This window comes from Streptomyces peucetius (genome assembly GCF_025854275.1).
Lineage (GTDB): Bacteria > Actinomycetota > Actinomycetes > Streptomycetales > Streptomycetaceae > Streptomyces > Streptomyces peucetius_A.
Genome location: NZ_CP107567.1, coordinates 1,629,229 through 1,653,534, shown reverse-complemented (window position 1 = coordinate 1,653,534; position 24,306 = coordinate 1,629,229). Strand labels below are relative to the sequence as shown.

Here is a 24,306-nt window from a genome sequence, read left to right as displayed (position 1 = left end):
CCATGACCCACTCGCTCGACCTCGCCGGCCTGCGCACGGCCCTGCCCGTGCGCCCCGGCGGGATCCTCTTCGCCACCGTCTCCGGAGCGCACCTCTACGGTTTCCCGTCCCGGGACTCCGACGTGGACCTGCGCGGCGTGCACCTCCTCCCGCTCGCCGACCTCGTCGGACTGCGCGAACCTGAGGAGACGACCACGCGGATGTGGGAGCAGGACGGCGTCGAGATGGACCTCGTCACTCACGACCTGCGCAAGTTCGTCCGGCTGATGCTGCGGCGCAACGGCTATGTGCTGGAGCAGCTGCTGTCGCCGCTCGTCGTCGCGGCGACGGACGTCCACGCCGAACTCGTGGCGCACGTGCCCGGAGTGCTGACGTCACATCACGCGCACCACTACCGGGGATTCGCCCGTACCCAGTGGCGGTTGTTCGAGAAGACGGCCGAGCTCAAGTCGCTGCTCTACACGTTCCGCGCCCTGCTGACCGGCATCCACCTCATGCGCAGCGGCGAGGTGCAGGCTCATCTGCCCACCCTGCTGGGGCAGGTGGAAGCGCCTGGCTACCTGCCGGACCTGATCGCGGCCAAGGCGGACGCGGAACACGGCCCGGCCGTCCTCGACGACGGGGAGCGGGTCCGGACGGACGTCGAGGCCCTGCACACGGTGCTGGAGGAGGCGCGTGAGGCGACAGAGCTGCCGGAGGAGCCGTCGGCGTTCGACGACCTGGACCGGCTGGTGACCCGCACGCGGCTGCACAACGCCGCCGAGGCCGCGTACGACGCGGCGCACTGAGCGCCGAGCGCCGCGCCGGTCTCACGCGGCCGACGCCCTCCTGGCGCGTACCAGGAAGTCCTCCACGCGGGGGCGGTCCGGGGCGGGTGGGAGCGGGGAGACGGTGGCCGCCGCCTCGGCCTCTTCGGCGAGGCGGATCATCCATGACTCCACCCGCTCCCAGGCCACCTCGCCCCGTTTGACCTCCAGCAGCCGCTCCCGGTCCGCGCCGACGTCGATCACCAGCTCGCCCGTGCGCAGCAGGTCGCGGCAGCTGCTGAGCAGCCGGAGCAGGTGCATGGCGTGCTTCCATCGCGGCGCCCCGTGCTGCCGCACGTCCGCCTCCAGCTTCCGGCGCTGGCCGGCCGCGTACCGCACGAACGTCTCGTGCACCCGGCGGGACAGGCAGGCGTCGCGCAGGGCGAGCAGTTCGCGGCCGGTGTCGTCGACGTGCTCGACGAGGGGGGAGTGCAGGCACTCGAGGATGTTCGGGTTGGCGCGCAGCGCCAGCTCCAGGAAACGTTCCAGCTCCCAGGAGAACTGTTCCTGCGCGGGGCCCTCGATGTGTGTGGGCGGCTTCTCGAAACCCCAGAACAGCGGCGTGGGCGCGAGGAACACCCCGCGCCGGTCGGTGTCGCTGTCGTCGGTGGCCAGCCCGAAGGCCCGCGAGCCCATGACGCAGGAGTAGACCGTGTGGTCGCGCACGAGCCTCTCGGGGATCATGCGCGAGAGGTTACGTGAGGCCCCGCCGCACCCGCCGGTCGGGACCGGGTCCGTCCGCCCCGGCGACCCGGACCAAGCCCCTTCGCGTCAGTCGACGCGGATCGAGTCCCCGGAGACCGTGATCGGCTGCGCCGGCAGCGGCTTCGTCGCCGGGCCGCTCGCCACCGACCCGTCGTCGATCTGGAACTTGCTGCTGTGGCACAGACAGTTGATGGTCCCGTCGGAGACGTTCGCGACCGTGCAGCCCTGATGGGTGCAGACCGCGGAGAACGCCTTGAAGTCCCCGGCCTCCGGCTGCGTCACCACGACCTTCCTGTCGGCGAACACCCTGCCGCCGCCCACCGGGATCTCTCCGGTGCTCGTGAGCTCCTCATCGGCGGGGGAGGGCGTGCCGCCGTCCTCCTTTGGAGCGGGCGGCCGCGTTGCCGGGTCCTCCCCGCCGCCTCCGTCCCCGCAGCCCGCCACCAGAGCGGCCGCTCCGGCCGCGCCCGCGGCCAGGACCGTCCGTCGACGTGTGTCCATGGCACTCTCCTCGGCTCGTGACCCCCGACCCGCTCGGGACACGAGCATCGTGGCCCTTGACCGGGCGGAGAAGAAGCAACCGGGCAGCGCGTGTCCGCCCGTCGGCCCAGTGTGCGCCCCGGTGGGCGGTCAACTCCAGGGGACGAGCCGGCGCGGACGGCCGTCCGCGTCCCGGTGGACCGCCATCACCGACTCCACGGCCGAACGCTCGATCGGCCCGTACACGTGCGGGAACGCGTCACCGGGGCCCTCCCGGCGGACGTCGGCCCGGAGCCGGCCTTCGTCGATGACCAGGACCAGCAGGTCCGGGACCTCACGGAAGCGGGCCTCCGCGACGGCGAGGGCGGCCGGCTCGTCGGAGCTGCAGTGGATGAAGCCCTCGGCGGCGAGGGAGGCGGGGGCGTAGGCCCGCCCGGTATCGGCGGTCCACTCACCGGCGGGCACGACATGGAAGATCATGCGTCCAGTTGTAGCAGCGAGCCGCCGTGCCCCGTCTCGCAGAGCGGTCACCACGCTCACGGCGCTCTGCGCTGACTACGCTGAAACGCAAGCACCCGCGCACGACCCGCGCGGGCACACACGTAAGGAGCATGACGTGGCGGTACGAGCTGTCCGTGGAGCCGTCCAGCTGGAACGGGACGACGCCGCGCACATGGACGAGCAGGTCAGCGCGCTGCTCACCGCCATCCTGGAACGCAACGCCCTCGTCGCCGACGACCTGATCAGCGTCTGGTTCACGGCCACCCCCGACCTGCACAGCGACTTCCCGGCCGCCGCCGCACGCAAGCTCGGCATCGTCGACGTGCCGCTGATCTGCGCGCAGGAACTCGACGTCGCCGGAGCCATGCCGCGCGTCGTACGGATACTCGCGCACGTCGAGTCCGACCTGCCCAAGGCGGAGATCGCCCACGTCTACCTCGGTGCCGCAGCCGCCCTCCGCAAGGACATCGCCCAGTGAGAACCGCGCTCGTCATCGGAACCGGACTGATCGGCACGTCCGCCGCGCTCGCCCTCGCCGGACGCGGGGTCACCGTGCACCTGGCCGACCACGACGCCGAGCGGGCCCGTACCGCCGCCGCGCTCGGGGCGGGCACCGACGAGCAGCCCGACGGCCGCGTCGACCTCGCCGTCGTCGCAGTCCCCCCGGCGCACGTCGCCACCACCCTCGCCGACGCCATGCGCGCGGGCGTCGCCCGCGGCTACCTCGACGTCGCCAGCGTCAAGGGCGGCCCCCGGCGGGAGCTCGAGGCGCTCGGCGTCGACATGACCGCGTACATCGGCACGCACCCGATGTCCGGCAAGGAGCGGTCCGGCCCGCTTGCGGCCACCGCGGACCTCTTCGAGGGCCGCCCCTGGGTGCTCACCCCCACCCGGGACACCGACACCGAGGTACTCAACCTCGCGCTCGAGCTGGTCGCCCTCTGCAAGGCCGTCCCCGTCGTGATGGACGCGGATGCCCACGACAAGGCGGTCGCCCTCGTCTCCCACACGCCGCAGCTGATCTCCTCGATGGTCGCGGCGCGGCTTGAGGACGCCGACGACACCGCCGTACGGCTCTGCGGGCAGGGCATCCGCGATGTGACCCGTATCGCGGCCTCCGACCCCCGGATGTGGGTGGAGATCCTCTCCGCGAACCCCGCTCCGGTGGCCGACGTGCTCGCCGGGGTGGCCGCGGACCTGGACGAGACGGTCCGTGCGCTGCGCGCCCTGCAGTCCTCCGACGAGTCCAAGCGCCAGGACGGCGCCGAGGGCATCGAGGCCGTCCTGCGCCGCGGCAACGCCGGCCGGGTGCGGGTACCGGGCAAGCACGGCACCGCACCCACCTCCTACGAGATCGTCGCGGTCCTGATCAGCGACCAGCCGGGCGAGCTGGCCCGCATCTTCGCCGACGCGGGCCGGGCGGGCGTCAACATCGAGGACGTCCGCATCGAGCACGCGACGGGCCAGCAGGCCGGCCTGGTCCAGCTCATGGTCGAGCCCACGGCGGCGCCGCTCCTCACCACGGCGCTGCGGGAACGGGGCTGGTCGATCCGGCAGTAGGCGGCCACCGGACCCGCCCGGCGGGGGCCGGGCGGGGGCTCCGGCGTACGGGTGCAGAAGTGGTCGTCGGCACTCGGTAACCTTGTGGTGGGCGACCAGGCACCCTGCCATGCCCTTTCCCACGAACCAGGAAGGTGTCCGACACCGTGGAATCCGTGATCGTCGCCATCGATGGCCCCTCCGGCACGGGCAAGTCGAGCACCTCCAAGGCCGTCGCCTCCGCGCTGGGGCTGAGCTACCTCGACACCGGCGCTCAGTACCGCGCGATCACCTGGTGGATGATCACCAACGGCATCGACGTGTCGGACCCGCTCGCGATCGCGAGCGCCGCCGGCAAGCCGGTGATCGAGTCAGGCACCGACCCGTCGGCGCCGGCCATCACGGTCGACGGTCTCGACGCCTCCGGCCCGATCCGTGAGCAGGACGTCACCTCCAAGGTCAGCGCGGTCAGCGCCGTCCCGGAGGTCCGCACCCGCATCACCGAGCTGCAGCGTTCCATCGCCAGGGCGGCCGAGAAGGGCATCGTCGTCGAGGGCCGCGACATCGGCACGACCGTGCTGCCCGACGCCGACCTGAAGATCTTCCTCACCGCGTCGCCGGAGGCCAGGGCCGCCCGGCGCAGCGGCGAGATCAAGGGCGCCGACGTCACCGCCACCCGCGAGGCCCTGATCAAGCGGGACGCGGCCGACTCCAGCCGTAAGACGTCCCCGCTCGCCAAGGCGGACGACGCGGTCGAGGTCGACACCACGGACCTCACGCTCCAGCAGGTCATCGAGTGCGTCGTGACCCTGGTGGAGGAGCGGCGCGGCGCGACCGGCGACGAGGAGAAGCGCGGCGCGACCGGGAGTGCGGAGAAGCGGGTCGCCAAGTGACCGTAGCCTCGCGGAAGGGCGCGGCCGTCGGGCGGGGCATCGGGATCGGGCTGATGTACGGGCTGTGGAGGCCGCGCGTCCTCGGCGCGTGGCGGGTCCCGGCAGCGGGTCCGGTCATCCTCGCGGTGAACCACGCGCACAACATCGACGGGCCGATGCTGATGGGCACCGCGCCCCGGCCCGTGCACTTCCTGATCAAGAAGGAGGCGTTCGTCGGCCCCCTCGACCCGTTCCTGACCGGGATCGGACAGGTCAAGGTGGACCGTACGACCGTCGACCGCACCGCCATCACGGCGGCGCTCGGCGTGCTCGAGAACGACGGAGTCCTCGGGATCTTCCCCGAGGGCACCCGGGGCGAGGGCGACTTCGCGTCGCTGCGTGCCGGCCTGGCGTACTTCGCGGTGCGCAGCGGCGCTCCGATCGTCCCGGTCGCGGTGCTGGGAAGCACCGAGCGGCGCGGACGGTTGATAAAGGGGCTGCCCCCGCTGCGCAGCCGTGTCGACGTGGTCTTCGGGGACGCCTTCGAAGCCGGTGACGGCAGCGGACGCCGTACGCGCAAGGCGCTCGACGAAGCGACCGTGCGCACCCAGGAGCGGCTGACCGCCCACCTGGTGAACGCGAAGCGCCTGACCGGGCGCTGAGCCAGACTTGAGTAATGGGCCGCCGACGCGGCTCAGTGACGAACGAGGAACGGACTTCATGAACGACCAGCACGACCACGGAGCGCTCGGCGACGCCGAGTACGCGGAGTTCATGGAGCTCGCCGCGGAAGAGGGTTTCGACGTCGAGGACGTCGAAGGCGCGATCGAGGAGGCCGGGCACGGACCGCTGCCCGTCCTCGCCGTCGTCGGCCGCCCGAACGTCGGCAAGTCGACCCTGGTGAACCGCATCATCGGCCGCCGCGAGGCGGTCGTCGAGGACAAGCCGGGCGTCACCCGGGACCGCGTCACCTATGAGGCGGAGTGGGCCGGCCGCCGCTTCAAGGTCGTCGACACCGGCGGCTGGGAGCAGGACGTCCTCGGTATCGACGCCTCCGTCGCCGCCCAGGCCGAGTACGCCATCGAGGCCGCCGACGCGGTCGTCTTCGTCGTCGACTCCACGGTCGGCGCGACGGACACCGACGAGGCCGTCGTCAAGCTGCTCCGCCGGGCGGGCAAGCCCGTCGTGCTGTGCGCCAACAAGGTCGACGGACCGAGCGGCGAGGCCGACGCGACGGCCCTGTGGTCGCTCGGCCTCGGCCAGCCGCACCCGGTCTCCTCGCTGCACGGCCGCGGTACGGGCGACATGCTCGACGCCGTCCTGGAGGCCCTGCCCGAGGCGCCCGCGCAGACCTTCGGCACCGCGCTCGGCGGCCCCCGCAGGATCGCGCTGATCGGCCGCCCGAACGTCGGCAAGTCCTCGCTGCTGAACAAGGTCGCGCGCGAGGAGCGTGTCGTCGTCAACGAGCTCGCGGGCACCACCCGCGACCCGGTCGACGAGCTGATCGAACTGGGCGGCGTGACCTGGAAGTTCGTGGACACCGCCGGTATCCGCAAGCGTGTCCACCTCCAGCAGGGCGCCGACTACTACGCCTCGCTGCGCACGGCCGCCGCCGTCGAGAAGGCGGAGGTCGCGGTCATCCTGATCGACGCGAGCGAGAGCATCAGCGTTCAGGACCAGCGCATCATCACCATGGCCGTCGAGGCCGGCCGCGCGATCGTCGTCGCCTACAACAAGTGGGACACCCTCGACGAGGAGCGCCGCTACTACCTCGAGCGCGAGATCGAGACCGAGATGCAGCAGGTCGCCTGGGCGCCCCGGGTCAACGTCTCCGCGACCACCGGCCGCCACATGGAGAAGCTGGTCCCGGCGATCGAGACGGCCCTCGCCGGGTGGGAGACCCGCGTCCCGACCGGCCGGCTGAACGCGTTCCTCGGCGAGATCGTCGCCGCCCATCCGCACCCCATCCGGGGCGGCAAGCAGCCGAGGATCCTGTTCGGCACGCAGGCCGGCACCAAGCCGCCGCGGTTCGTCCTGTTCGCGTCCGGCTTCCTCGAGCACGGCTACCGACGCTTCGTCGAGCGCCGGCTGCGCGAGGAGTTCGGCTTCGAGGGGACCCCGATCCACATCTCGGTCCGGGTGCGCGAGAAGCGCGGCCGTAAGAAGTAGGCCACAGGGCCGCCGTCATCGCCGCTGCCCCCGGACCCGCGAACGCGGGCCGGGGGCAGCGGTGCGCCAGGAGGGTCAGACCCCCTTGCGCGGGGCCGGTGGCAGCGCCGCGGGCTGATGGGCGGCGTGCCGACCCGTCTGGTGCGGATGCCAACCGCGTTGCTGACCGCTGGAGTTCAACTGGCCGGCCGAGTGGCCGGTGTGTCCCGGATGGTCGCTCGTCTGCCCGGTTTGGCCCGTATGGCTTCCATAGCCGAAGAGGCCGCCCCGGCCGCTGTGCATCCCCGTCCCGAACCCCCTGAAGTCCAGATCCTCCTCCCCGCTGCGGTCACCCGGCAGCGTCCGGAACGCCCTGAGGTACTCGGAGTACAGCGCGTCGTAGATCGGCGTGGCCGAGTGGCCGGGCGATCCGTCGCGCGAGGGGCGCATGGAAGGGATCTGGCTCTGGAAGGGCTGGGGGGAGGGGTCGTATGAGTGCACGTACCTGCAACGACGCCGCCCGCTCACGGATGCGGGCTGCGGCGAGCTGCATTCTTCCGGGGGACGGCGTGGCCCCGTGGCGGTCACGCGGCGGCACGGGCGCGCACACGGACGTACGCCGGGGCAGGAGAGCGGCCCCGGCGTACGTCCTGTGCCTGCCGGGCCGGTCGGCGGGCACCCCCGTGGTCCAGGGGCTCGGTCCGAGGCGTCGCACGGCGGATCGGAGCCGTACGGCCTCGGGGTGGCTCAGGTGCCTGCGAGAGGCATCGACGCCGCGACCAGCAGGCCGCCGGCCGCCGCCTTCTCCAGCGCGTCGCGCAGCAGGTCCTCCCGCGGCTGCTGGCCGATGGAGCCCACCGGGGCCGCGTACACCAGGACGGTCTGCGTCTTGTTGACGGCGGTTCGCCAGCCCTCGGTGACCTGGAGCGGCTGGTGCGCCTGCCACCAGGCGACCGGGCTGCCGCCGCCCGTACCCGGCTGGAGCACGGCGTGCAGCTGGCCCATGGCGAGCAGCACCGACCAGCCGGGCAGCTGGGAGGGGTGCTGGTTCACATCGGTGACGGGCAGGAAGCCCTGCTCGATCAGGAGGGGCAGGAAGTCGTCGCCGCCGCTGCCGCCCGTGCCCGGGCGGGCGATCGGTGCGGTCGGTTCCACGACCAGCGCGGGGAACACGTCGCCGTCGATGAGGATGAGACCGCTGGTGACGCCGAGCACCGCCTGCTGGGGTGCGGCACCCTGGATCCGCGGCTCCTCACCGGTGATGGAGCGGACGGCGCCCTGGAGCTGGTCCTCCGCGACCTGCACCACCTGCGAAGGGATGCAGGTGGCATGGGCGAAGGCGAGAACGGCGGTTTCGTCGCCGACGAACAGCACGGTGCTGGTCCGCTCCTGCTCGGAGTCGCCCGGGGTGCGGCAGGAGGTGCAGTCGTAGCTGCCCGGGGCGTTCAGGCCGGCGAGCAGCCGGTCGGCTTCTTCGTCGCCGATCTCGGCGCGTACGTCCTCGCTGACGTCGAGCATGCGCGGCACGGGTGGCTCCTCGGACTTGATCAGGTGTGCCGGGCGGGTCCCGGCTCGAAGGTTCAACGGGCGATCCGTCGTGGGGGTCACGCCCGCAGCGGCAACGAATCGAAGCGCACGGCGCCGCGCCGCGCCCCCGTCGGCCGGATCAGGGCGGCCGGGGAGCGCCCCCGGGCCCGGGGGAGACGGGTGCGAGCTCGGCAGGCTCGCCGCTGAACACGACCGAGCCGCGGCGCAGTTCGTGCACGACGACCGGCGGGCCGCCGTGGCGCAGGGCCTCCGGCAGCCGCTGCTCGGCGACGACGACCGCGGCGCCGAGTTCGCGCAGCAGTTCGTACGCGCGGTCCGCGACCGCCGGCGCCATGCCCTGGACGGGCTCGTCGGCCAGGACGACCGCTGCGGGCGTCAGCAGGGCGCGGGAGAGCGCCAGCATCCGCTGCTCGCCGCCGGACAGAGTGGCCGCCGTGCGGCCCAGCAGCGGCCGGAGCGCCGGGAAACCCTCGAGCGCACGGGCGAACTCCCCGCGATGAGCGGCGAGCTCCAGGTTCTCCGCGACGGTCAGGGTGCCGTACACGGCCCGCTGGTCGGGCACGAAGCACAGGCCGAGCCGTGCCCTCGCGTACGCGCGCAGGGCCGTCACGTCCCGGCCCTGCCACAGCACCGAGCCGGCGGCGGGAAGGACGGTACCGGCGAGCGCCCGCAGCGCGGTCGTACGGCCGGAGCCGTTACGCCCGAGCAGGACGGTCAGTGCTCCGGCCGGAACGGGGAGCCGGACGCCGTGCAGTGCCTCCAGCGGGCCGTACCGCACACGCACGTCGCGCAGTTCCATCGCGAGGGTCATCGCACCAGCCGCCCCGCTTCCATGACGTGCACGGTGTCGGCGACGCGGGCGACGAGAGCGACATCGTGCTCGACGACGAGGACGGCCGTGCCGTCCGCCGCGAGCGCCTCCAGGATGCGGGCGAGCATCTCCGTCTCGGCGGTGTCGAGGCCGGCCGTGGGCTCGTCCAGCAGCAGCGTGTGGGGCCGCGAGGCGAGCGCCCGCCCCAGCTCCGCCCGGCGCAGCACCCCGGTGGGCAGCCCGGCGGCGGGCAGCCGCCGCACCGGGCCGTCCAGAGCGAGCAGCCGCAGCACGGGGCCCACGGCCGACGTGTCCCGGTGCCGGCCCTGCTCGGCGCCGATCCGTACGTTCTCCTCGACGGTCAGGGACGGGAAGACGGCGGGCTGCTGGAACGTCCTGGCGATCCCGAGCCGGGTCCGGGCGTGTGCGGACCGGCGGCTGATGTCGGCCCCGTCGAGCCGCACCCGCCCGGCGTCCGGCCGCAGCGACCCGCACAGGCAGTGGAACAGGGTGCTCTTGCCCGCGCCGTTTCCCCCGACGAGCGCGGTGACCCGCCCGGGTTCCACGACGAGATCCACCCCGCCGACCACTTCCCGCCCCTGGAAGGCGACCCGCAGCCCCTCGGCACTGAGCCCCCGGGGCCGCGCCTCCTCGGCACTGGGCCCCCTGGGCCGGACCGCCGGGCCGCCGTCGGCGGGACGGCCGCGTGCCTCTTCGGTGCCGACCGCCCGCCGGGGCGCCCTGGGACTTCGGTACGGCGCGGCGGGGCCGGGCCAAGGGACAGGGGCGGTGGCCGCCCGTTCGGGCCCGGCCGGGCGGCGGCCGAGGAGCCGGCCGTGGCCCAGGAGGACGGCGAGGAGCCCGATCACGACCGCCGCCACACCGCCCCGGGTGCCCGCGTCCAGTGCGACGAGCAGCGCCGCCGCCGGCAGCGGCGCGAGGAGGTTGTCCGCGCCCAGCACGAACACCGCCGCGAACCAGAGGAGACCGCGCACCGGATCGAACGCCTCCGGGTCGAACGCCCGCACCCCCATGGCCAGCAGGCCGCCGCCCAGCGCCGCCAGCGCCGCGCCCGTCACGAACGCGGTGACCTTGAGCGCCGGGACCGCCACCCCCGCTGCCTGAGCGCCCTCCTCGTGGTCGCGCAGCGCGGCCAGCGCCCGCCCGGTGCGACCCCGGCGCAGCGCGGCGACCGCCGCCAGCGCACCGGCCAGTACGGCCAGTTCCACGACGTAGTACGCCCGGTCCGAGCCGAGGGCCGCAGGGCGCGACACGGTCAGGCCGGCCGTCGCGTACGGCTGGGTCAGGACGAAGCGGCTCACCGCCACCCCGACGGCCAGCGTGACCAGCGCAAGGGCCAGGCCGTGCCGGCGGATCGCGGGCCACCCGGTCACCAGCCCCAGCGGAGCGACCAGCACCACGGCGACCGCCAGGGCCACCAGCTCGGGCAGCCTTGGGAAACCGGGGAACCGGCCCGCCGCCAGCAGCGCCGTGACGAGCGCGCCGAGCCCCGCGTACGCGGCCTGACCCAGGGAGATCTGGCCGCCGCGCCCGGCGACCACGACCAGGGACAGCAGCACGACGGCGAGCGCCGGCACCTGGACCGCCGTCTGCAGGTCCGCGCCCGCGAATCCGAGCGGCAGCAGCAGAAGGACCCCGGCGATCAGCCACACGGGCCGGGCGATCCGTACCGCGGGAGCCGCCGCCCGGGTCACCGAACCGCCGGCGCCGGGCAGCAGCAGGGCCGCGACCAGCAGCGCCACGACGAACAGATTGGCCTCGACCGCCTGGACCAGGGGCTGCGCCGGCCCCGACAGGTGCAGCCGGGTCAACTGCGCCTGCGCCACGCCGATCGCCAGCGCCGCCCCGATCGCGACGGGCAGGCTCCGCATCCGCGCGACGACCGCCACCGCGATGACCTCGACGACCAGCAGGGGCAGCCCGTACGGATCGAGCCGTACGTACGGGGCCAGCAGTACGCCCGTCAGACCGGCGGTGAACGATCCGAACGCCCACCCCGCCGCCGCCACCCGGTCGGCGTCGACGCCGCCGAGGGACGCCAGGACGCGGTTGTCCACGACGGCGCGCAGTTCCCGGCCGAACCGGGTCCACCGGGTGACCGCGGCCACCAGCACGGCCAGCAGCAGGACGGCCGCGAGCTGCGTCCAGGGGGCGTCCGGGAGCAGCACCGGCGCGTCGGCCCGGGCGCCCTCGCCCCACAGCAGCGCCGCCGCACCCACCAGCAGTACGAAGACGCCGATCGACGCCACCAGGGTCCGCGCCGGGTCGGGCGCCGGCACCGACAGGGGGCGGAAGACGAGCCGCTCCAGCAGCAGCCCGATCCCGGGTGCGACGACGAGCAGCGTCACCAGGGCGGCGAGCGGCACCGGCCAGCCCCACTCCACCGCGAACTGCCGCATGACGTAGGCGCACACCATCGCGACCGCCCCGTGCGCGAGGTTCAGCACCCCGGTCGCCCGGTAGGTGACGATCAGTCCGATGCCGGTCAGCGCGGCGGCACTGCCGACCGCGAGCCCGGCGAGGGTCAGGTCGTACGTCAGTGAGGCCACGGCTCGCACACCGGACAGGGCTCGAGGGCCGCGTCACCCGCCGCCGGTACCGCCTCCGGCTTCCCGGCCACCAGCGGGCAGTCCGGCCGGTGCGCCAGCCTGCCGCCCGGCACGCGCAGCGGCGGCCCGTCCGACGAGGGCACGCCCGGGTCCGTCTCCGTGGCCGAGTCCGTACCGGCGCCGGGTACGAGGACGCCGCCGGCCCGGGGGTCACGCTCGCCCGGCCGTGGCGGGAGGGTCCCCGCGGCGATCAGCACGGCCCCCGCCACCAGCAGCGCCGCGCCCGGCACCGTGGCCGACGCGAGGTAGGGCAGCTGCCGTTCGGCGACGCTCTCGCCGGACACGCCGTACCAGCCGACGACACACAGGACCGCCCCGCAGGCAACGGCCGCGAGCCCACCCCAGCACAGCAGTCGGGACGCCGGCATCGAAACGCCTCCTCTCCTGCACTATGCCCTGAATATTGCGGTATGTCCCGAACCATCCGACGCTGGAAGCCGAGATCTGGTGGTGAGTGACATGACCGGTTCGAAAAGCCCCCGGCCAGTGGTCTGGGCGGCGGCGGCGGTCCTCGTGCTGGGCCCGCTCGCCGCGGCGTGCTCCGACGACGGAGGCGACGGGTCCGCCCCCGCGACCTCGCCCACGCCGGCCGCCTCCGCCCCCGAGACCCCGGGGGAGCGTTCCGGCCCCGCCGACCGGGCGGCCGCGGAGGAGGAGGTCAAGAAGAACTGGACGACGTTCTTCGACCCCAGGACGTCCACGGACGAGAAGGTGAAGGTGCTCGAGAACGGTGAGGCGCTGCGCCCCGCCCTGACCGCCTTCAGCGGCGACAGGAACGCCACGCAGGCGTCCGCCGAGGTCACCGACGTGCGGTTCACCTCAGAGACCGAGGCGACCGTGACCTACGACCTCATGGTCGGCGGCAACACGGCGCTGCCGGGCGCCAAGGGCACGGCCGTGCTCGACGACGGCACCTGGAAGGTGTCCCAGAAGGCCCTGTGCGCCCTGGTGGAGCTCAGTCCGGATGCCAGGGCTGTTCCGGGCTGCTGAGGCGCTGTTCGCCGCGGCGCTGCTCGCCGTGGTGACCGCCTGCGGCAGCCGGCTGCCCGAACGCGCCTTCGACGCCTCCCCGGACCCGGCCGGCGCCGGGCGTGAACCGCTGCGCGTCGGCATCATCGCCAGCGCCACGAGCCCCGTCGGCGGCGCGGCCTTCGACGGCCCGGGCGAGGGGGCCCGCGCCTACTTCGACGCCGTCAACGCCCGCGGCGGCATCGACGGCCGCCGCGTGGAGGTCGTCACGTGCGACGACGGGGGCAGTGGCGTCGGCAACAACGCGTGCGTGCACCGCCTGATCGACGAGCACAAGGTCTTCGCCCTGGTCGCCACCACCGTGCTCGACTACGCGGGCGCGCCCCGGGTGTCCCGCGCGGGCGTCCCCGACATCGGCGGCCAGCCCATCGGCACGGCGTACGACACCTATCCGCATCTGTACGGCATCTACGGCAGCGACGCCCCGCGCACCGGCGAGGCACCCGGCTGGGACGGCACCCTCTACGGCGGCACCGAGGTCTACCGATGGTTCAAGCGGCACCAGGGCGCCCGTACCGCTGCCGTCGTCTCCTACAACCAGGCGTCGTCCGCCGTGTACGCACGGCTGGTCGCCCGGGGGCTGGAGGCGGAGGGCTACCGCGTGGTGTCCGAGCAGCTGGACTTCGCGCTGCCGAACTTCCGTGCGGTGGCCGCCGACATCGGGCGAAGCGGCGCCGACCTCGTCTTCGACGCCCTGGACGCACACGGCAACGCCCGGCTGTGCAAGGCGATGGACGACGTCGGGACGCGGGTGACCGCCAAGGTCACCAACGTCCAGAACTGGAACTCCGCCGTCCCGCGCGACTACCAGGACGCTCCCGGCTGCCGCAACGCGCTGTGGGCGACCGGCGCGAGCCGCAACTACCAGGACACCGGCCACCCGGCCGTACGCGAGTTCAGGCGGGCCATGGGCGATGGAGAGCTGTCGCAGTGGCAGCTCGAGGGCTGGGCGGCGGCCATGTGGTTCACGGACGCGGCCAGGTCCTGCTCCGCCGGCCTCACCAGGGCCTGCGTCGAGCGCTACCTGAACCGCCCGGAGCCGTACACCGCACGCGGACTGCTGCTGCCCGTCTCGTTCCGGCACCTCGAGGAGCCGCCCGCAACGCGCCGCGCGTGTCTGTCCGTTGCGCGCTGGCAGGACGGCCGCGGCTGGGTCACCCAGGGGGGCGACATGAACCACAACTGCTTCCGGGTTCCGCAGATTCCCTACCGCCCTCAGTAGCCGAGTAGAGTCGTGGCACAGACCTCCCGACCAGGAGGTTCGGCAGCACCACGGGGGACGCGGGACGGCATGCGCATTTCATTTCTGCTCCACAACGCCTATGGCATCGGCGGGACGATCAGGACGACGTTCAACCTCGCCGGCGCGCTCGCCGAACGGCACGACGTCGAGATCGTCTCCGTCTTCCGCCACCGCGACGAGCCGGTCATGGGCGCACCCGCCGGCGTCACCATGAAGCACCTGGTGGACCTGCGGAAGAAGAGCCCCGGCTACGACGGGGACGACCCGCTGGCCAAGCGGCCGGCGAAGGTCTTCCCGCGCGGTGACGGCCGCCACAAGCAGTACAGCCGGCTCACCGACACCAGGATCGGCGCCCATCTGGCCTCGCTCCACGCCGACTTGGTCGTCGGCACCCGACCGGGACTCAACGTGCACATCGCCCGCCAGACCAGGCGGGGCGTGGTGCGGGTCGGCCAGGAGCATCTGACGCTCGACAGCCACGGGTACCGGCTGCGCCGTGAGATAGCCCACCGCTACACGGTGCTCGACGCGATCACCACCGTCACGGAGGCGGACGCCCGCTCGTACCGGGAGCGGATGAAGCTGCCCGGCGTACGGATGGAGGCGGTCCCCAACAGCGTGCCGGAGCCGGCCGTCGCTCCCGCGGACTGCACGGCGAAGTGGGTCGTCGCCGCCGGCCGCCTGACCCGCGTCAAACGGTACGACCTGCTCGTCAAGGCCTTCTCCAAGGTGGTCGCGACCCGCCCCGACTGGCGGCTGCGGATCTACGGCAGTGGGGACGCGACCGGCAACGAGAAGCAGGCGCTGACCGCTCTCATCGACGAGCGCGGACTGAGCGACCACGTCTTTCTCATGGGACCCGCGAACCCGCTGGAGGCGGAGTGGGTCAAGGGCTCGATCGCGGCGGTCACCTCCAGCCTCGAGTCCTTCGGCATGACCATCGTCGAGGCGATGCGCTGCGGTCTGCCGGTCGTCTCCACCGACTGCCCGCACGGACCCCGCGAGATCATCGAGGACGGTGTCGACGGCCGGCTCGTCCCGGTCGGCGACGTGGACGCGATCGCCGACGCACTGCTCGAGCTGATCGGCGACGACGAGCTGCGGCAGCGCGCCGGCCGCGCGGCGCTGGCCGCGTCGGCCCGGTTCGACCCGGTCACCGTCGCCGCGCGCCACGAGGCGCTGTTCACCGAGCTCGTCACCCGCAGTGCAAGCGGGCACTCACGCGGTGCGCTGAGCGAGGCGCTGCACCGTGGCCGCAGCACGCTGTTCGACGCGGGGTACGGGCTGCGTCACCGTGCGGCGGACCTGATCCGCAGAAGCAGGAAGAGCGCATGAGCAGGCTCATGACGTGACGTGCACCGGTGGTCGCACCGCCGCCCGCCGCCCGCCGCCCCGTGCCGCCGGGGCGGGCCGGTGTGACGGCCGCGAGGGGCCACTGGTCCGACCGTCGTCGAGGACAGCAGCTGTCCTCGACCGCTGGCAGACTCCGTTCCATGTTGGAAACCTCGGCACGACTGCTGCGCCTGCTGTCCCTCCTCCAGGCGCACCGTGAATGGTCCGGCGCCGACCTGGCGGACCGGCTCGGTGTCACACCGCGCACCGTCCGCAGGGACGTGGACCGGCTGCGTGAGCTCGGCTACCCGGTCAACGCCAGTCCGGGCACCGGCGGCGGTTACCAGCTGGGCGCGGGCGCCGAACTGCCGCCGCTGCTCCTGGACGACGAGGAGGCCGTGGCGGTGGCCGTCGGCCTGCGCACCGCCGCCGGCCAGGGCATCGAGGGCATCGGCGAGACGTCCGTACGCGCCCTGGCCAAGCTGGAGCAGGTGTTGCCGGACCGGCTGCGGCGGCGGGTGGGCGCGCTCAATTCGTTCACCGTTCCGATGCTGCGCGGACAGCAGCGTTCGACCGTGGACGCCGGTGTGCTGACGGAGCTGGCGAACGCCTGCCGGGACAGCGAGCGGCTCCGTTTCGAGTACCGCGACCACGGCGGGTCCGCCACCCGCCGCACCGTCGAGCCCCACCGGCTGGTGTGCACGGAGCGCCGCTGGTACCTCGTCGCCTGGGACGTCGAGCGCGACGACTGGCGCACCTTCCGCGCCGACCGGATCGTTCCCAAGCCCCCGCACGGCCCCCGTTTCGCGCCCCGCACTCCTCCCGCGGAGGATCTCGCGGCTTATGTCTCCCAGGGCGTCTCCAACCGTGCGTACGCGACCCGGGCGGTCGTCCGGCTGCACACCTCCGCCGAGCGTGCGGCCGAGTTCGTCGGTCCGTCCGACGGGGTGCTGGAGCCGGTCGACGACGGCCGGTGCCTGCTGCGGACCGGGGCGGCGAACCTGGACGTGCTGGTGATCCACGTGCTGCTGATGGGCGTCGACTTCGAGGTCGTCGAGCCGCCGGAGCTGACCGGGCGCATCCGGGCGCTCCGCGACCGGCTGTCCCGCGCGATGGCACCGGAAAGCCCGTGAACCGCGTGGGTTCTGTGAAAGAACGGTGAATTCCTCGGCTTGTGTGAATTACTCCGCGAGCCGGTGCCGGTCATGAATTCGAAGGGCCGGGCGAATTGCAATTATTCCTGACCGGCGGCACTGCTCCGAATGGTGCAGGAAGGCCTCCGCGGAGCCCGTTCGGGTGAAGGAGTTCGAACGGAACATGTGTCGAGATCCTGTGACACAAGCGTGACCGGTGAGGTATACGGGGCTGCTGGGAGCCGCCCCGGCTCCGCTTCCGTCACCGTCCGCTGCCGCCTACCGTGGGGTGCATGGCACCCATACCGAGCCCTCCCGCACAGCCCGACGACAACCCGGAGTCGTATGTCGGCCTCGACGCCCTCGAGGCCGAGCAGCAGGCCCGTGAGCGGGGCTGGTCGACCGTCAGAGCGCTGCCGCCCGGCTCGATCATCACGATGGAGTACGTCGCGGGCCGGCTGAACTTCGAGGTGAAGGACGGCTCGGTCATCCGCTGCTGGAAGGGCTGAGCCGGCCCGGAATCACACGAAGGCCCCGGTACTCGCCGAGTACCGGGGCCTTCGTGTGATTCCGTGGGCCGGGCAGGTCGCCCGCGCCGCTCAGCCGCCCGTCAGCGGCCGCGAATGGGGAGGACGTCTGCTGCCCGACGGCGTGACCGGAGTCCGCTCCGAGCGCGTGTGGGCCCGTGACCGGTCGTGCGTGGTCGTCCTGGTGCTCGCCGCCGGGCCGGTCGCCGAGCCCTGCGACGGCCGGGTGGACGTGGTGGCGACGGTGGCCACCGGCTCGCATGCCGCATCCTCCGGCCGCCCGGTGTCCGTCGCCCGCTGCGGGACCATCGCGGGACGCGGCCCGCCCGCCGCGACGGGCAGCGAGCGACCCGGGGCACGGCGCGTCCGCCACTGCTCTCGGACCCCGAGGATCCAGGCCTCGGCGCGGCCGATCAGCGGCTCGCACCAGGGCAGACCGAGGAGGATCAGCAGTCCCGCCGCCCAGCCGAGCAGCACATCGCTCAGCCAGTGCGTCCCGAGATACACGGTCGTCAGTCCGACCCCGAGCGAGACCACGGCGGAGAGCGCCGACAGATAGCGGCGGGCTCTCGGCGTGGTGGCCAGGTAGGCCAGGATTCCCCAGGTCACGACCGCGTTGGCGGTGTGTCCGGAAGGAAATATATCGCCGCCCGCGAAGAGTTCGGCGGAGCCGATCTGCGTCGCGTAGTGGGGGCCGAGCCGGCCGAGTCCGATCTTGACCGCGCCCACCGTGACGTTCAGCAGCAGCAGGGCCGCGCCGAGCGCGAGAAGGGGACGCAGGGTGTGCTGGCGCCAGGAACGCCAGCCCAGCCACGCCGCGACCATGACGGCCGTCGGCCCGCGCTGGCCGAGCACCACGAAGTAGTCGAGAAAGGCGTGCTGCTCCGGCCACTGCTCGTAGGGCCGGAAGAGCATCAGCTTCCAGTCGAGGGCCACGAGCCACGTCGACGCCAGCACGGCGACGACGATGGCCAGATAGAACGCCGACGTCCCGCCGAAGAGGGCGAGACGCGTGCGGCTCATCCGCGGGATCTCCATCTTCGGCGGTTCCGGCTCCCGGTCCAGCCGGGCAAAGAAGTCGGTACGCACCTAATCGACGTTACAGCGAGTGAGTGTGTGGTCCGGTCGATCCACTCTCTTCGTGATGCCTATGTGATGTGGAGTTTGTCTCAGGTCCAGTTTCATTCACGGGCCGTCAGGAAAAGCCGGTGACCGTCTTCCCGTATTTGTCGGACGGTCCTCACGGAAGGCATCCTTCCGTGGATGGTGAATGGTTCACCGCGACCCCTTGCGGAATTTCCGGGATGTTCAGGCGCGCCAAGATCGACTCGGCCCGCCCCGTCGAGTGGCGTACGCCACACCCGGCGGTCCGATCCCATGAGAGATCGACCACGTGCACCGCGCGCGAACTCGCGTACGCTGTCGACTCACTCGCCCGTCGATGCCGGGCCGCCCAGTCGGGACACCCCCGCACCACCGTCCAGGCCGGTCCGCCGAGCGCGAGGGACTCACCGGGAGGTACGTACATGTCCGTGACGCCCACGGCCGGCGCACGCCTGCGCTCCGTCGGCGGCGGGGCCAACCGCTGGGTCGTCCTCTTCGTCCTGTGCGTCAGCCTGCTGCTCGTCGCCCTCGACGCGACCGTGCTGCACGTCGCGGTCCCCGCCGTGACGGAGGACCTGCGCCCCAGCGGTGTCGAACTGCTGTGGATCGTGGACGCCTACCCCCTGGTCTGCGCCGCGCTGCTGATCCTCTTCGGCACCCTCGGCGACCGGGTCGGCAGACGCCGTGTGCTGCTGCTCGGCTACGGCATCTTCGGTGCCGCCTCCGCGGTCGCCGCCTTCGCGCCCACTCCGGACGTGCTGATCTGCGCCCGCGCCCTGCTCGGGGTCGGCGGCGCGATGATCATGCCCGCGACACTGTCGATCCTGCGCGCCGTCTTCCCCGACCGCCGTGAGCGGGCGACGGCGATCGGTATATGGACGGCGGTCGCCGCTGTGGGCGCCGCCACCGGACCCGTCGTCGGCGGCTTCCTCGTCGAGAACTTCTGGTGGGGCTCCGTCTTCCTGATCAACATTCCGCTGATGGCGCTGATCGTCCCCGCGGGCCGCTGGCTGCTGCCGGAGTCCAAGGGCGGCCAGAACGGCCCCTGGGACGTCCTCGGCGCGCTGATGGCCGCGGGCGGAGTGCTGGGTGTGGTCCTCGGCGTCAAGCGGCTGGGCGCGGGCTCCGGCCTGCTCACCCCGGGTGTGGCCGGCCCGCTGCTGCTCGGCACGGCGCTGCTGGTGCTGTTCGTGGGGCGGCAGAAACGCCGCCCGCATCCGCTCATCGACATGCGGATGTTCGGCAGGGCCGCCTTCTCCACCTCCGTCGGCTGCATCGTCCTCGCCATGCTGGCGCTCGTCGGCCTCGAACTGATCGCCGTCCAGTACCTCCAGCTGGTCCTCGGGCTCACCCCGCTGGAGACCGGCCTGCGGCTGCTGCCCCTGACCTTCGCCGCCATGGCCGCCGGCGCCACCGGCTCCTTCACCCTCAACCGCATCGGCCCCCGCCGGATGGTCGGGTGGGGATTCACGCTGACCGCCGGCGCCGTACTGCTGCTGACGGTGATGGGCCAGCACGACCGCCCCTGGCTGCTGACCGCCGCGTTCGTCCTGCTCGGCTTCGGGCTGCAGACGACGCTGTTCGGCGCGTACGAGTCGATGCTCAGCGAAGCCCCCGCCGACCAGGCGGGCGGGGCCGCCGCGATCGGCGAGACCTCGTACCAGCTCGGCGCCGGCATGGGCATCGCCCTGCTCGGCAGCGTGATGAACGCCGCGTACGCCCCCGCTCTGACGTCCCTGGGTGAGGTACCCCGGTCCGCGAGTGCGGCCGCCGCACACTCACTGGGCGAGGCCTACCAGGTGGCCGACCGGCTCGGCGGCCCGGCGGGTGAGCTGCTGCGGTCCACGGCCCGTCACTCCTTCGTACAAGGTCTCCACATCACGCTGCTGGTCAGCGCGGGCCTGCTGCTGCTCGGCGCGGCCGCGGCGCTCCGGCTGCCCCGCGCCATGGAGTGCGGCACGGCGGAGAAGTGCCACCAGCCGGGGGAGGCCGATCCGGCGACGATCCCGGCGAGCCGTGAGAGCGACGCCTCCGGCGTCCGGCGGTCCGGCGCCGCGGACCCGCGCCACCGGGCCGGCGTGCCGGCCGGGCGCAGGCCGGCGGCCGCCGAGGCGGGGTCTGGACGCGCGGCACACTGAGCCGTAACGTCTGGCGAAGTCTCCGACTAGCGGTGCTAGTTTCGGAGGCCGAGCCGTTCGTTCCCCTCCCTGCGGTCCCGGGCCGCGGGAGTGCCCAGCGTGAGAGCCGCCGGAGGTCACACCATGTCCAGAGCCTCGAAGCTTCCGCCCTTCGATCCCGGTGACCCGCTCGGCATCGACGACCTCCTCGACGCCGAGGACCTCGCGATCCGCGACACCGTCCGCACCTGGGCCGCCGACCGCGTCCTGCCCCACATCGCCGACTGGTACGAGCGCGGCGAGCTCCCCGGCATCCGCGACCTGGCCCGCGAGCTCGGCTCCATCGGCGCGCTCGGCATGTCGCTCGACGGGTACGGCTGCGCCGGCGCCACCGCCGTCCAGTACGGACTCGCCTGCCTCGAGCTGGAGGCAGCCGACTCCGGCATCCGCTCCCTCGTCTCCGTACAGGGCTCGCTCGCCATGTACGCGATCCACCGCTACGGCTCCGAGGAGCAGAAGCAGCGGTGGCTGCCCGGCATGGCCGCCGGCGAGATCATCGGCTGCTTCGGACTGACCGAGCCCGACCACGGTTCCGACCCGGCCGGCATGCGCACCCACGCCAAGCGCGACGGCAGCGACTGGGTGCTCACCGGCCGCAAGATGTGGATCACCAACGGCTCCGTGGCCGGCGTCGCCGTGGTCTGGGCGCAGACCGACGACGGCATCCGCGGTTTCGTCGTGCCCACCGAGGCCCCGGGCTTCTCGGCGCCCGAGATCAAGCACAAGTGGTCGTTGCGCGCGTCGGTGACCAGCGAACTCGTCATGGACGAGGTGCGGCTGCCCGCCGACGCGGTGCTCCCGGACGTCACCGGTCTGCGCGGCCCGCTCAGCTGCCTGAGCCACGCCCGCTACGGAATCGTCTGGGGCTCGATGGGCGCCGCGCGCGCCAGCTTCGAGGCGGCGGTGTCGTACGCGCGCACCCGCGAGCAGTTCGGCCGGCCGATCGGCGGCTTCCAGCTCACCCAGGCCAAGCTCGCGGACATGGCCGTCGAACTGCACAAGGGCATCCTGCTCGCCCACCACCTCGGCAGGCGGATGGACGCGGGGAAGCTGCGGCCGGAGCAGGTCAGCTTCGGAAAGCTCAACAACGTGCGGGAGGCGATCGAGATCTGCCGCACCTCACGCACCGTCCTCGGCGCGAACGGGATCTCGCTGGAGTACCCCGTGATGCGGCACGCGACCAACCTCGAGTCGGTGCTCACCTACGAGGGCACCGTCGAGATGCACCAGCTCGTGCTGGGCAAGGCGCTCACCGGTCTCGACGCGTTCCGCTAGGAGGGACGAGGGACCGGTCCCGGGCGGCGACCGGCGAACACCTTGCTCAGCTCTGGTTGAAGAATCCGTCCTGGGAACGGCCTGCCGGGTCCCCGCTGACGATCTCGGTGTCGGCGGGGGTCAGCAGGAACACCCGCGTCGCGACCCGCTCGATCGAACCGCGCAGCCCGAAGGCGAGGCCCGCGGCGAAGTCCACGACCCGCTTGGCGTCGCCGGGCTCCATCGACGTGAGGTTCACGATGACCGGGACGCCCGAACGGAACAGCTCGCCGATCCCGCGGGCGTCCCGGAAACCGTCCGGGGACACCGTCGCGATCCGGCGGCCCTCCTGCTGCGCGGACTCGGAGGCGACCCGCACCCGGGGGTCGGTGACCCACGCGTCACTCGTCTCAGCACCCTCGGCGTAGTCGTCGTCGTAGTAACGCCCGTCGTCCTCGACGAGTCCCAGCCAGGCGCTCGCCTTACGCACCGATCCCATGGACGCCTCCTTTCATCGCGGTCACTTGTCGTTCCGCATATCCCCTATCGTCGTCCATGATGCGGATCGGGCGCCAAGTGGATAGTCGCCGCGCAGGGGATTCGTGACGGTACTGGTGCAGAAGATGTGGCGATTCGTCAAGGTCCGGCCGCCACAGGGGGCGTGAAGGGATGAAAATATAAAAGTCGGGTCGGACGGGTGACCTTGGGCACGTACGGGTGAACGACCGGATCGATACGATGCGCACCGCACATTTCAGCGACTCGCGGGGGGCCGTCGTGTTCGGAATCGTCAGACCATGCTCACACCGTCTCACCGACGGCCTGAAGACCGAGTGGATGGCCCATCTCTGCGGGCTCTGTCTGGCACTTCGCGCCGACCACGGACAGTTCGCCCGCGTCGTCACCAACTACGACGGCCTGATCGTCTCGGTCCTGACGGAGGCTCAGGCCGAACGCACCCCCGCTCAGCGGCGCACCGCCGGACCCTGCCCGCTGCGCGCCATGCGCACCGCGCCCGTCGCCCGCGGCGAGGGCGCGCGCCTGGCCGCCGCCGTCTCCCTGGTGCTCGCCTCGGCCAAGGTGCGCGACCACGTCGCCGACGGCGACGGCGTGTTGGCCCGCAGGCCGTTGGCCGCCGCGGCCCGCCGGGTCTCCGCGGGCTGGGACCGGGCGGGCGCACGCGCCGGGGCGGCCCTCGGCTTCGACACGGCGGTGCTGCTCGACGCGGTCGGCCGTCAGGCCGGCCTCGAGGCGCTGGCCGGACCGGGCACGTCCGTCCTGACCGTCACGGAACCGACGGAGACCGCCACGGCCGCCGCCTTCGCGCACACCGCCGTGCTCGCCGGCCGGCCGGAGAACGTGGCGCCGCTCGCCGAGGCCGGGCGGCTCTTCGGGCGGCTCGCTCATCTGCTGGATGCCGTGGAGGACCAGGAAGCCGACGCGGCGTCGGGCGCGTGGAACCCGCTCACGGCCACGGGCACGCCGCTCGCCGAGGCCCGTCGCCTCGCCGACGACGCGCTGCACGGCATCCGCCTGGCGCTGCGGGACGCCCGCTTCGTCGACGACAGGCTGGTGCATGTGCTCCTCAAGCACGAGCTGCGCACCTCGGTGGACCGGGCCTTCGGCACGACTACCTGTTCGCACCAGCCCGGCCCCTACGGTCCGCCGGTCCCCGGGAATCCGTACGCCCCGGGGCCCGGCGGACCGCTCCCGCCTGAGCCGCCCCGCCGCGACCGGCGAGGTCTGATCGCCGGGTGCCTGGTCTGGGCGGGGCTGGTTTGCACCTGCCAGATGTGCTGCGGCACGCACGAGGACCCGTGGAGCGGTGAACGCCGCGAGAGCCTGTGCAGCAGGTCCGACTGCTCGGACTGCTGTGACTGCTGTGACTGCTGCAGCAACTGCTCGGACAGCTGCTGCGGCGACGGCTGCTGCTGCGACTGCAACTGCTGACCTTGCGTCAGGGCCCACCGCGGCCGCGTGTCCGGTGTGTCGGTGCCACCCTCCGGCCGCAGGCCGCCGCCTGCCGCCGCGCGGCCGGTACGGCGCGGCACCGGTCGGGCAAGGCCGGGGCCGCTCCCGGGCGGTGGCAGAGCGCGCCGAGCCCACGCGCGCCGGTCATGTCCGGGCGCCGGGCCGCCGCGGCGCGGCGTGCTCGGGTGTTGGGCGGCGGCTCCGTCGCGGAGTTGCCTGCCGTGCCCAGGAGGGGGAGGTGGCTTCGGGCCGGGAAGTGGCCCGGCTGGGCCCGGCAGGTTCCGGCCAAGTGGCGGTCCCGCGTACTCGGGTCGTCGGCGGGTGCCCCGTGGCGGAAGTGGCCTGCCGGGCCTGGGAGGGCAAGGGGGCCATTGGCCGGGAAGTGGTCCGGTGCGCCCGGTCGGGCGAGGGTGGCATCCGGCCAAGCGGCGGTCCCGGCGCATGATGCGGTGCGCGCTGTCTTCGGATCCGTTCGGCCTGCGGTCTTGTGCGTCCG

24 protein-coding genes are annotated in these 24,306 nt (G+C 72.9%); 14 read left to right on the top strand and 10 right to left on the bottom strand.

Features of this window, described 5'->3' with window-relative positions; genetic code table 11:
- The first annotated feature begins 2 nt into the window (after positions 1–2).
- On the top strand, positions 3–788 hold the full coding sequence (locus OGH68_RS07610) for a nucleotidyltransferase domain-containing protein (protein WP_264242565.1): 786 nt from the start codon (positions 3–5) through the stop codon (positions 786–788).
- A gap of 21 nt (positions 789–809) precedes the next feature.
- On the opposite strand, the gene OGH68_RS07605 is transcribed toward OGH68_RS07610, so the two are convergent.
- The 3 genes from OGH68_RS07605 to OGH68_RS07595 form a co-directional block, all read right to left on the bottom strand.
- Complete coding sequence (locus OGH68_RS07605) at positions 810–1,490, bottom strand: nucleotidyltransferase domain-containing protein (protein WP_264242564.1); 681 nt, start codon at positions 1,488–1,490, stop codon at positions 810–812.
- Between the two features lie 87 nt (positions 1,491–1,577).
- Positions 1,578–2,012 (bottom strand): Rieske (2Fe-2S) protein, encoded by a 435-nt coding sequence (locus tag OGH68_RS07600; protein WP_264242563.1) that lies wholly within the window; start codon positions 2,010–2,012, stop codon positions 1,578–1,580.
- Positions 2,013–2,141: 129 nt separating this feature from the next.
- Positions 2,142–2,471, bottom strand: coding sequence for a DUF952 domain-containing protein (locus OGH68_RS07595; protein ID WP_264242562.1), 330 nt, complete (start codon positions 2,469–2,471; stop codon positions 2,142–2,144).
- A 136-nt stretch (positions 2,472–2,607) separates the two neighbouring features.
- On the opposite strand from OGH68_RS07595, the gene aroH reads away from it, so the two are divergent.
- The 5 genes from aroH (at position 2,608) to der (ending at position 7,072) form a co-directional block, all read left to right on the top strand.
- Positions 2,608–2,970: a chorismate mutase gene (gene aroH / locus OGH68_RS07590; protein WP_264242561.1), complete on the top strand. Its 363-nt coding sequence runs from the start codon at positions 2,608–2,610 to the stop codon at positions 2,968–2,970.
- Positions 2,967–4,052 carry a prephenate dehydrogenase gene (locus OGH68_RS07585; protein ID WP_264242560.1) on the top strand — a complete coding sequence of 362 codons (1,086 nt, stop codon included), beginning with the start codon at positions 2,967–2,969 and terminating at the stop codon, positions 4,050–4,052. Before aroH ends, OGH68_RS07585 begins: the two co-directional genes overlap by 4 nt.
- 134 nt (positions 4,053–4,186) lie before the next feature.
- Positions 4,187–4,924 (top strand): (d)CMP kinase, encoded by a 738-nt coding sequence (cmk, locus tag OGH68_RS07580; protein WP_264242559.1) that lies wholly within the window; start codon positions 4,187–4,189, stop codon positions 4,922–4,924.
- A gap of 53 nt (positions 4,925–4,977) precedes the next feature.
- Positions 4,978–5,565, top strand: a complete 588-nt coding sequence (locus tag OGH68_RS07575; RefSeq protein WP_264249956.1) for a lysophospholipid acyltransferase family protein — start codon at positions 4,978–4,980, stop codon at positions 5,563–5,565.
- 58 nt (positions 5,566–5,623) lie between these two features.
- Positions 5,624–7,072: a ribosome biogenesis GTPase Der gene (gene der, locus OGH68_RS07570; RefSeq protein WP_264242558.1), complete on the top strand. Its 1,449-nt coding sequence runs from the start codon at positions 5,624–5,626 to the stop codon at positions 7,070–7,072.
- 75 nt (positions 7,073–7,147) lie between these two features.
- Here der and OGH68_RS07565 read toward each other — a convergent pair whose 3' ends face one another.
- From OGH68_RS07565 to OGH68_RS07545, 5 genes are all read right to left on the bottom strand, one after another.
- Positions 7,148–7,501: a hypothetical protein gene (locus OGH68_RS07565; protein ID WP_319020188.1), complete on the bottom strand. Its 354-nt coding sequence runs from the start codon at positions 7,499–7,501 to the stop codon at positions 7,148–7,150.
- A 297-nt stretch (positions 7,502–7,798) separates the two neighbouring features.
- The gene (locus OGH68_RS07560; protein WP_264242556.1) at positions 7,799–8,578 is read right to left on the bottom strand and encodes a hypothetical protein; all 780 of its coding nucleotides are present in this window, start codon (positions 8,576–8,578) and stop codon (positions 7,799–7,801) included.
- A gap of 139 nt (positions 8,579–8,717) precedes the next feature.
- On the bottom strand, positions 8,718–9,410 hold the full coding sequence (locus OGH68_RS07555; protein WP_264242555.1) for an ATP-binding cassette domain-containing protein: 693 nt from the start codon (positions 9,408–9,410) through the stop codon (positions 8,718–8,720).
- The gene (locus tag OGH68_RS07550; RefSeq protein WP_264242554.1) at positions 9,407–11,980 is read right to left on the bottom strand and encodes an ABC transporter permease subunit; all 2,574 of its coding nucleotides are present in this window, start codon (positions 11,978–11,980) and stop codon (positions 9,407–9,409) included. Before OGH68_RS07550 ends, OGH68_RS07555 begins: the two co-directional genes overlap by 4 nt.
- On the bottom strand, positions 11,968–12,408 hold the full coding sequence (locus tag OGH68_RS07545) for a hypothetical protein (protein ID WP_264242553.1): 441 nt from the start codon (positions 12,406–12,408) through the stop codon (positions 11,968–11,970). The genes OGH68_RS07550 and OGH68_RS07545 overlap by 13 nt, the downstream gene beginning before the upstream one ends.
- 91 nt (positions 12,409–12,499) lie before the next feature.
- On the opposite strand from OGH68_RS07545, the gene OGH68_RS07540 reads away from it, so the two are divergent.
- From OGH68_RS07540 to OGH68_RS07520, 5 genes are all read left to right on the top strand, one after another.
- Positions 12,500–13,030, top strand: coding sequence for a hypothetical protein (locus OGH68_RS07540; protein WP_264242552.1), 531 nt, complete (start codon positions 12,500–12,502; stop codon positions 13,028–13,030).
- A complete protein-coding gene (locus tag OGH68_RS07535; RefSeq protein WP_264242551.1) occupies positions 13,005–14,291 on the top strand; it encodes an ABC transporter substrate-binding protein in 1,287 nt (428 codons plus the stop codon). The genes OGH68_RS07540 and OGH68_RS07535 overlap by 26 nt, the downstream gene beginning before the upstream one ends.
- 69 nt (positions 14,292–14,360) lie before the next feature.
- Entirely contained in the window at positions 14,361–15,647 is a 1,287-nt protein-coding gene (locus OGH68_RS07530; protein WP_264242550.1) for a glycosyltransferase family 4 protein, read from the top strand.
- Positions 15,648–15,805: 158 nt separating this feature from the next.
- A complete protein-coding gene (locus tag OGH68_RS07525; RefSeq protein ID WP_264242549.1) occupies positions 15,806–16,777 on the top strand; it encodes a helix-turn-helix transcriptional regulator in 972 nt (323 codons plus the stop codon).
- Positions 16,778–17,070: 293 nt separating this feature from the next.
- Positions 17,071–17,286 carry an I78 family peptidase inhibitor gene (locus OGH68_RS07520; protein ID WP_264242547.1) on the top strand — a complete coding sequence of 72 codons (216 nt, stop codon included), beginning with the start codon at positions 17,071–17,073 and terminating at the stop codon, positions 17,284–17,286.
- A gap of 90 nt (positions 17,287–17,376) precedes the next feature.
- Here the strand turns inward: OGH68_RS07520 and OGH68_RS07515 are convergent, their stop codons facing one another.
- A complete protein-coding gene (locus OGH68_RS07515) occupies positions 17,377–18,393 on the bottom strand; it encodes a phosphatase PAP2 family protein (RefSeq protein WP_264242546.1) in 1,017 nt (338 codons plus the stop codon).
- A gap of 437 nt (positions 18,394–18,830) precedes the next feature.
- Between OGH68_RS07515 and OGH68_RS07510 the strand changes: the two genes are divergently transcribed.
- Together OGH68_RS07510 and OGH68_RS07505 are read left to right on the top strand one after the other, a co-directional pair.
- Complete coding sequence (locus tag OGH68_RS07510) at positions 18,831–20,546, top strand: MFS transporter (RefSeq protein WP_264242545.1); 1,716 nt, start codon at positions 18,831–18,833, stop codon at positions 20,544–20,546.
- Positions 20,547–20,669: 123 nt separating this feature from the next.
- Complete coding sequence (locus tag OGH68_RS07505; protein ID WP_264242544.1) at positions 20,670–21,860, top strand: acyl-CoA dehydrogenase family protein; 1,191 nt, start codon at positions 20,670–20,672, stop codon at positions 21,858–21,860.
- Between the two features lie 46 nt (positions 21,861–21,906).
- On the opposite strand, the gene OGH68_RS07500 is transcribed toward OGH68_RS07505, so the two are convergent.
- A complete protein-coding gene (locus OGH68_RS07500) occupies positions 21,907–22,338 on the bottom strand; it encodes a cell division protein SepF (RefSeq protein ID WP_264242543.1) in 432 nt (143 codons plus the stop codon).
- Between the two features lie 239 nt (positions 22,339–22,577).
- Here OGH68_RS07500 and OGH68_RS07495 point away from each other — a divergent pair, with 239 nt between their 5' ends.
- Positions 22,578–23,789: a DUF5685 family protein gene (locus OGH68_RS07495; protein ID WP_264242542.1), complete on the top strand. Its 1,212-nt coding sequence runs from the start codon at positions 22,578–22,580 to the stop codon at positions 23,787–23,789.
- Positions 23,790–24,306 lie beyond the last annotated feature (517 nt).